Below are 8090 nucleotides of genomic sequence, written 5' to 3'. Positions count from 1 at the left end.
TCTAGCTTAGCTCCTGGGGGCGCTTCGCGGATGCCTTACTCGTAGCCCCCTAGTCGAATTGGGGGTCGGGGGCCGGTCTCGGCCCCCCCCCGGCCCCCTTCCGACATTCTGTCGGGACGACAGGATTTGAACCTGCGACCCCTTGACCCCCAGTCAAGTGCGCTACCAAGCTGCGCCACGTCCCGTGGTCTCGCCGCCTCCGGTCACCGACCTCGGTCGGTGGTCTTCGGCTTTTCGACCTTGTCCCCGGTCTCCCGGCGACGTGGAAAACAATACAGCACGTCGGGGGGTGCTCGCTGCCAGGTTTGCGGTGGCGTGGCCGGGGGGTGTCGGGGCTGGTCAGGGGGTGGGGTGGCGGGCGTCGTAGCGGAGGAAGGCAGGGCGGCGGGCGGCGAGGAGGAGGACGGCGGCGATGCAGGCCAGACCGCCGGTGACGACGGAGACGGCGGGTGAGGTGAGGGCGGCGACGGAGCCGGACTCGAAGTCGCCGAGGCGGGGCCCGCCGGCGACCACCACGATGAAGATGCCCTGGAGGCGGCCGCGCATCTCGTCGGGCGCCGCAACCTGCATCATCGTGTTGCGGAAGATCATGCTCACGGTGTCGGCGCAGCCCGCCGCCGCGAGGAACAGCAGGCCGAGCGGGAGGTTGCGGACGAGGCCGAAGGCGGCGATCGCCAGGCCCCAGGCGGCGACGGAGGCGAGGACGGCGGCGCCGTGCCGCTGGACGCGGCCGATCCAGCCGGAGAAGAGGGCGCCGGCGAGGGCGCCGACGGCCGGGGCGGCGACCAGCAGCCCGACGGTGCCGGCGCCGCCGCCGTAGAAGCCGAGGGCGATCGCGGGGAAGAGGGCCCGCGGCAGGCCGAAGATCATGGCGGCGAGGTCGGCGAGGAAGCTGGTGCGGAGGTTGGGCTGGCTGCGCAGGAAGCGCAGGCCGTCCAGGACGGACGCCCGGCCGGTGCGGTCGCCGAGGGGCCGCATGGCGGGCAGCCGCCACATCGCGTACAGGGTCGCGCTGAAGGCCACCGCGTCGACGAGGTAGGCGGACTGGGCTCCGTACGCGCCGATGAGCAGGCCGCCGAGCATCGGCCCCACGGTCATGCCGAGGTTCATGCTGACGGTGTTGAGGGCGTTCGCCGCGGGCAGCTGCTCGCGCGGCACCAGGCGCGGGATCATCGACGAGCGGGCGGGCGAGGAGAGGGCGAAGAAGGCCGCCTGGACGGCGACCGCCGCGTACAGCAGGGCGACCGCACGGAGGCCGAGCAGCGCCTGGGCGGCGAGCAGCACGGAGACGGCGGCGAGGCCTGCCGAGCCGATCAGGCCGAGGCGGCGGCGGTCGACGGTGTCCGCGATGGCGCCGCCCCACAGGCCGAAGGCCATCAGCGGGCCGAGCGAGAACAGGCCGACCAGACCGGTGGCGAACGGGGACCGGGTGAGGTCGTAGACCTGGACGGACACCGCCACGGCGGTCATCTGCTGGCCGACGGAGGAGACGGTCTGGCCGAACCAGACCCGCCGGTAGTCGGGGATGTCGCGCAGCGGTCCGATGTCGGCGAGCGCTCCGCGGGCCGCCCGCCGCAGTCGGCCACCGGCAGCCTGGGCCGGATCCGACACAGGTGCCGACACAGGTGCCGACACTGGTCCCGGCACGGGAGCCGCATCGCCGGCCGTGCCGGCCGCGCCGACAGCACCGACTGCGCCGACCGCGGCGGCCCGGTCGGCCGGTGCCGCACCGGAATCCGGCTCCGGGCCTGCCGGCGGGTCGGCGAGCTCGGTGCTGCGTTCGGACGTGGAGGAGTGGTCAGTCGCCATAAGGACCCATGCTCGGTCATGCCCCTGACGCCCGACCGGCCGGGGTCGGTCCCGCCCACGAATGCGCCGCCGGCCCGGCCCGGGGGGAATCAGCCGGTGACGACGTGCCGCTCCCCCGCCTCGACGGCGAGCGGAAGCCGGTTCCCCGGCGGCGGGAACGGGCAGACGAAGTGGTCGGCGAACGCGCACGGCGGCAGGTACGCCCGGTTGAGGTCGAGCACGGTGCGGCCCTGCGCGTCCGGCTCGGGCAGCGTGATGAACCGGAACCGGTACGTCTCGTGGCCGCTCGTGGTGTCCGCGATGACCCCGCTGAGGCCGCCGCCGGCCGACGTGGAGACGGTCAGCGTGTGCGGCTCCCCGGCCAGGGTGAAGGCGATCCGCCCGGCGACGCCGAGCGGCCGCTCCCGCCCGTCCGCGTTCGGCACGGTGACCGCCCGCTCACCGTCCTCGAACGGGGTGAAGACCGCCGGTACCGCCCAGTCCGGCGCGTACGGGTAGGTGTCGATCCCGGCGAAGGCGGTGCGGGTCGGCGCGGCCGGGTCGAACACCCGCAGGGCGAGCTCGCCCTCGCGCTCGATCGGGACGAGGCGGAGGTCGCCGTGGGCGGCCCGGTCCGGCTCGGGGCTGGTGTCCGGGCGCAGCGTGATCTCCCCCTCCAGGGCCCCGTCCCCGCCCTCCAGGCGGAGGCCGTCGGCGCTCTTGGCGCTGACCCGGACGACCCCCTCGTCCGCCCACCAGGCCCCGGGCAGGCCGGGGATCTCCTCGGGCTCGGGCCCGAGCCAGTGCGTGCCGGTCAGGGCGAGCGGTCCGTGTGCGGCGGAGACCGCCGCGGCACGGGCCTCCGTCCAGCGCTGCCATGCCTCCGCGGCGGTGTCGGCTGCGGTCATCGGGTGTCCCTCCCGGGGTCGGCGGACGGTGGACGAGGGCGGGTGCCGCTCAGCGGGTGCCGAGCGGGCGGAACAGGCCCTCCTGGACGACCGAGACGACCAGTCGGCCGCTGCGGTCGAAGATCTCGCCCCGGGCCAGGCCCCGGGCGCCGTGCGCGATCGGCGACTCCTGCTGGTAGAGGAGCCACTCGTCGGCGCGGAACGGGCGGTGGAACCACATCGCGTGGTCGAGCGAGGCCATGTCGAAGTTGCGCTCCCCCCAGAGCGGTTCGACCGGCACGCGGACGGCGTCCAGCAGCGTCATGTCGCTGGCGTAGGTGAGCGCGCAGACGTGGATCAGCGGGTCGTCGGGCAGCGCGCCGTTGGTGCGGAGCCAGACGCCGCTGCGCGGCTGGACTCCGGCCAGCTCCTCCTTGTTCCAGCGGAGCCGGTCGACGTAGCGGATGTCGAAGGGCTGGCGGCGGCTGATGAAGGGCGGCAGTTCGCCGAGCCGGGAGCCGACCTCGTCCAGGGCGCTGGGCAGGTCCTCCGGGGCGGGGACGTCGGGCATCGCGTTCTGGTGCTCGATGCCGCCCTGCTCGGGCAGGTGGAAGTCGGCGGTCAGCGCGAAGATCGACCGGCCCTGCTGGATGCCGAGCACCCGGCGGGTGGTGAAGGACCGGCCGTCCCGGATGCGGTCCACCTGGTAGACGATCGGCACTCCGGGGACCCCGGGGCGCAGGAAGTAGGCGTGCAGCGAGTGCACGGGGCGGTCGCTGTCGACGGTGCGCCCGGCGGCCACCAGGGCCTGGCCGGCGACCTGCCCGCCGAAGGTCCGCTGCAGGGCCTCCTCGGGGCTCCGCCCGCGGAAGATGTTGAGCTCGATCTGTTCCAGATCGAGCAGGTCGACGAGCTGGTCGACGGGCGTGCCCATGGCCTCTGTCCTCTCCCGGCGCCGGATCGCGGCGCTCTACGCCTACCTGAAAGTCTGCGCGGTTCGGGGGAATTCCCGCCTCCCGGGCGGGTGGGGCGGCGAGCCGCCCTCCGGTGCACGCCCGCGGGGACCCGCCGGTGCGCCTGCGGAGTTCGAGCGCGGCCCGGCGCTGCGCGGCGGGCCTCAGGTCAGCCCGGACTGCCGGACGGTGATGTTGAGGCGGCCGACCAGGCCCAGGTCGGGGTCGGCGGTGCCGGGCAGGGTGCGGACGACCCCGTGGTACGCGAAGCGCGCCGGGCCGCCGAAGACGAGCAGGTCGCCGCTGCGCAGCTCCAGGTCGGTCCAGGGCCGGGTGCGGGTCTGCGTGTTGCCGAGCCGGAAGAGGCAGGCGTCGCCGATCGACAGTGAGACGACGGGGGCGTCGACGCGTTCCTCCTTGTCCTTGTGGAGCCCCATCTTCGCGCCGTGCGGGTAGTGGTTGACCACGGCGATGTCCGGTGCGTACCCGGCGGCGCCGGCCACCTGTGCCAGGCCGTCCGGCCTGTACGCGTCGGCGAGGGCCCGCCGGGCGAGCTCGCCGAGCACGGGCGGGAAGGGCTTGACCGGTGCGCCGTCCCCGTCGACGACGGTGCGGGCGTAGCCGTACGGGTACCAGTGCCAGCCGAGGCTGACCGTGCGGACGGACATGACGCCGCCGGTGGGGAGCCGGATGGTGCGCATGCCGGCGGGCGGCCGGGCCCAGTCGCGGCAGGCCGCGACCAGCTCGCGCTGCTGCGCGGCGTCGAGCCAGTCCGGGAGGTGGACGGCGCCGGGCGCGGGTTCGGCCCGCTCGCGCGGGAGCGGGAGGAGGTCGCCGGTCACCCGTCCATCCTCCCAGCCGCCCGCCGGCCGGCGGCGGTTCTCGCGGCGGTGGGGCTCCCGGCCCTCCCTCGGACCGCTGCGGCGGGACGCGGCGGCGGGTGGCACACGGCGGCGGCAACGGCGCGGGCGGTGACGGGGCGGGCGGTGACGTCGGTGACGTCGGGTGACGGTGGGCGGCAGACGGCGCGGGCGGTGACGGCGGCCCGGTCGGCAACCGGGGCCGGGGCGGGATCGGCCGTTCGGCGCAGCCGGGCGGGGCCGGGCATGCGTGGGCCGGGCCCGCGGACGAGGCTGATCGGGGAGCGTCCGTGCCGTCCGGGACCGCGCCCGAACCCGTCCCCGACCGCCCACCGGAGGGAGCCGCCATGAGCAGGCTCGACTTCACCGTCGTCGATCTGCCCGAGAGCTCGATGCACAAGACGGCGGTGCTGGTGACCGGGGTGCACGGGGTGATGCTGGTGGACACCGGGCTCACCCGTTCGGACGGACGGCGGTTGGCGGACCGGGTCCGCGCCACCGGGCTGCCGCTGACCACCGTGGTGGTGAGCCACAGCGACCCGGACTTCTACTTCGGTGCCGAGGAGGTGCAGAACGCCTTCCCCGAGGCCCGTTTCCTGGCCCATCCGCTGGTGATCGAGAACATCGCGCAGACGTACCCGGTGGAGCTGGCGGCGTGGGCCTCGCGGCTGGGCAGCGAGCTGCCCACCCGGCCGCCGCGGCTGCAGCCGGTCGAGGCGGACACGGTGGAGTTCGAGGGGTACCGGTTCGAGGTGCGGGGGTTCGAGCTGGGCCTGCCGGACCGGCACTACCTGTGGGAGCACCGCACCCGGACGGTGCTCGGCGGGGTGCTGCTCTTCCAGGGGGTGCACGTGCGGACGGCGGACACCCCGCAGCCGGTGCAGCGGGCCGCCTGGATCGACCTGCTGGACGGTGTGGCGGCGCTGGAGCCGGTCATGGTGCTGGCGGGGCACCGGGCCGCCGGGTCTCCGCAGGACGACTCGGCGATCGCCTTCACCGGCGAGTACCTGCGGGCGTTCGAACGGGAGCTGGGCAAGGCGCCGGATGCCGGGGCGGCGGAGTCCGCGATGCTGCGGCTGTACCCGGAGGCGGGGCTGCGCGAGGCACTGGAGGCCGGCATCCGGGCGGCGAAGGGCGAGACGCTGGACGCGGGCGACCGGGCCGGCCGGGCCTGAGCCGACAGGGCCCGCACTCACTTCGGTCGGGCCGGACGCGGGCAGCGGAGGCACGGGCGGCGGCGGCTTCAGCACGGCGCTTTCAGCGGCGCAGGAGGCCGATCGCGTGGGCGCAGTCGGACCAGGCCTGCCAGCCCTGGAGTCGGAGGATCTCGCCGGCCACGGTGATCTGTTCGCGGCGGGTGGCCAGGTCCGGGCGCTCGGCGAAGCGCAGGCCGTCGGCGTCGCGCCAGATGGGCAGCCAGATCTGCAGGCCGCCGTAGTAGCCGTTGCCGGTGTCGGCCTGCCAGTCGCCGCCGCTCTCGCAGTCGGCGAGGGCGTCCCAGGTCTCGTCCGGCACCGGCTGCGGATCGTCGTCACGGCCCACGGGCGGCACCGTCGGCAGCACGGGCGGCACCGTCGGCGGCACGGCGGGCGACGGGGCCGGGTCCGCCCGTACGGTCGCGGCGGCGGGCGGCACCACCGGGGGCGCGGCAAGGGCCGCGGCGGACAGCGCGATCAGGGCCGTCAGGGCCGCGCGCACGGTCGGTACGGCGGGCGGCCGCCGGGCCGTCGGGCCGTCGGCCGGGGCGGCGTCGAGGCACACAGCACCCGAGCGTAGGCAGCGGCCGCGGGCGGCGCCGCCGGAGAACGCCGGGCGGGTGGCGGGCGGGTGGCTGACGGGAGGGCGGTGCACGGTGGCGGATCCGAGGGTCCGCGGTCCGCGGTGGTGCCGGGCGCGGTGGTGGTGCGGTCGGCCGGGCCGCCGGTCAGGGCGGGGGCGCGGCCGCGGTGGCGTTCAGCCGTCCGAGCGGACTCAGACGGAGAGGACCTGGCCCGGGAGGATCAGGTTCGGGTTGCCGCCGATGACGCCCGAGTTGTTCGCGTACAGGGTCTTCCAGTCGAGGCCCTTGGCGGCGGCGATCTTGCTCAGGGTGTCGCCGGCCTTGACGGTGTAGGAGCCGCCGTTGGTCTGCTGCGCCGGGGCGGCAGCAGCCTTCTTGGACTTCCAGTCGGCCTTGGCGCGGGTCTCGCTGCGGCTGGCCTGCTGGGTGGTGTCGGCCTTCGGCGCGGCGGCCTTGGGCGCGGCGGGGGCGGCCGGCTTCGGCGCGGCGGCCGGGGCGGCGGGCTGGGCCGCGGTGGTGGCGGTGTCGACCTGGGCGGGGGCGCCGCCCTTGGTCAGGCCGGCCTTGACGGAGCAGACGGGCCAGGCGCCGGGGCCCTGGTCGGCGAGCACCTTCTCGGCGATGGCGATCTGCTGCGCCTTGGTGGCCAGGTTGGCCTGCGCGGCGTAGGCGTGGCCGCCGTAGGCCGCCCAGGTGCTGGAGGTGAACTGCAGGCCGCCGTAGAAACCGTTGCCGGTGTTGATCGACCAGTTGCCGGTGGACTCGCACTGGGCGACGGCGTCCCAGGTGGAGACGGAGGCGGCGGAGGCCGTGTTGGCCGTGACGAGGCCGGCCACCGGGACCGCTGCGACAGCGACGGCGCCCAGGACGGCCACCCGGGCGCGGTTGCGCTTGGTGGCGGTGGTGGTGGCAGCGGCGGTCTCGTTACGGAAGATCATGAGATTCCTCTCGACAACCCCGGGCGGGCAGGCGGAACCAGGCCCTGAAGGGCTCGATTCGCTTACCGCGTCCGCAAGACGGTCGGCACGTGTCGGACGTGCCGCGCCGCCCCGGCCACCTTCCTCGCCGCGCGGTGGTCAGCCGCGCCGGGCGGGCACCCGCGCCGCCGATCGGGTCGGCGGGCGGTGCACGGGGGTGAGCCCGGGAAGTGCTCGGTGCACTGGGCAAGAACCTACGAGGGCTCAGGCCGGGCGGACAAACAGTTCGGGGTCGTCCCAGCTCAGCACGGCGTTACCGGCAGTATCGATCAAGCAAAGCCAGGAGGATTGCCCGATTTATACCTATTTTCCATGATCGATCCCCGGTCGATGGTGCGCCGGGTCACAGTTTCGGCCCTGTGAGCTCGGGCACCCGATCGACAGATTGCGACCCGGTGGCCACCCGACGCAGTCAGATCCGGGGCAAATCCCGTCGGTGCCGGACGCACCCGTGACTCCGGCCACAACCTCCCGTTGCTAATGGCGGCCAGGTGCGCCGAGCCATTTCCCTGACGACCGGAGGAGTCCCCCTTGCCGCGCATGCTCGATGTCAGCAACGAAGTACGAGCCGAGATCGGCGACGACGAGGCCGACCGCCTGCTCGCCGGCGCTCACGCTCCCGACGCCTACGACTGCACGTCCTGCCGTGCACCGGGCGACTCCCTGCGCGAGGCGACCAGCACCGTGCTGTTCATCGGCGACGAGACCGCCGTGCTCGCCTTCGCGCACGCCCGGTGCATCCCGTCGCAGGTGGTCCCGGTGGACGAGGAGCAGCTGCTCGGCGCCGTCCGCTCGATCAGCCAGGCGCAGGGCGCGGCCGGCTCGCCCGCCGCCTCCCCGGCGGC

At 74.9% G+C, this 8090-nt stretch carries 7 protein-coding genes, 1 tRNA gene and 1 pseudogene; 2 read left to right on the top strand and 7 right to left on the bottom strand.

The genetic code is table 11. From position 1 onward, the window contains the following. Nucleotides 1-111: 111 nt before the first annotated feature. The 5 genes from ACFV0G_RS01500 to ACFV0G_RS01480 all read right to left on the bottom strand — a co-directional run bounded on the left by ACFV0G_RS01500 (nt 112) and on the right by ACFV0G_RS01480 (nt 4470). Nucleotides 112-185 (bottom strand) — tRNA-Pro (locus ACFV0G_RS01500). A 154-nt stretch (nt 186-339) separates the two neighbouring features. After that, nucleotides 340-1623, bottom strand: coding sequence for an MFS transporter (locus ACFV0G_RS01495; RefSeq protein ID WP_380539742.1), 1284 nt, complete (start codon nt 1621-1623; stop codon nt 340-342). A 275-nt stretch (nt 1624-1898) separates the two neighbouring features. Further along, a complete protein-coding gene (locus ACFV0G_RS01490; RefSeq protein WP_380539739.1) occupies nt 1899-2696 on the bottom strand; it encodes a DUF1684 domain-containing protein in 798 nt (265 codons plus the stop codon). 49 nt (nt 2697-2745) lie between these two features. Continuing rightward, nucleotides 2746-3609: an acyl-CoA thioesterase gene (locus tag ACFV0G_RS01485; protein ID WP_380539736.1), complete on the bottom strand. Its 864-nt coding sequence runs from the start codon at nt 3607-3609 to the stop codon at nt 2746-2748. A 183-nt stretch (nt 3610-3792) separates the two neighbouring features. Continuing rightward, nucleotides 3793-4470 carry an alpha-ketoglutarate-dependent dioxygenase AlkB family protein gene (locus ACFV0G_RS01480; RefSeq protein ID WP_380539733.1) on the bottom strand — a complete coding sequence of 226 codons (678 nt, stop codon included), beginning with the start codon at nt 4468-4470 and terminating at the stop codon, nt 3793-3795. 365 nt (nt 4471-4835) lie between these two features. On the opposite strand from ACFV0G_RS01480, the gene ACFV0G_RS01475 reads away from it, so the two are divergent. Further along, on the top strand, nt 4836-5663 hold the full coding sequence (locus ACFV0G_RS01475; protein WP_380539730.1) for an MBL fold metallo-hydrolase: 828 nt from the start codon (nt 4836-4838) through the stop codon (nt 5661-5663). A gap of 82 nt (nt 5664-5745) precedes the next feature. On the opposite strand, the gene ACFV0G_RS01470 is transcribed toward ACFV0G_RS01475, so the two are convergent. After that, nucleotides 5746-6249, bottom strand: a complete 504-nt coding sequence (locus ACFV0G_RS01470; protein ID WP_380539727.1) for a transglycosylase family protein — start codon at nt 6247-6249, stop codon at nt 5746-5748. A gap of 210 nt (nt 6250-6459) precedes the next feature. After that, on the bottom strand, nt 6460-7206 hold the full coding sequence (locus ACFV0G_RS01465) for a transglycosylase family protein (RefSeq protein ID WP_380539724.1): 747 nt from the start codon (nt 7204-7206) through the stop codon (nt 6460-6462). Nucleotides 7207-7776: 570 nt separating this feature from the next. Here ACFV0G_RS01465 and ACFV0G_RS01460 point away from each other — a divergent pair. Then, nucleotides 7777-8090 (top strand): annotated as a pseudogene (locus ACFV0G_RS01460) (hypothetical protein); the annotation flags it as partial.

The organism is Kitasatospora sp. NPDC059571, from assembly GCF_042735675.1.
Classification (GTDB): domain Bacteria; phylum Actinomycetota; class Actinomycetes; order Streptomycetales; family Streptomycetaceae; genus Kitasatospora.
Note: the sequence above shows the minus strand (reverse complement) of the source record. Positions and strands in the feature narration are given on the sequence as shown.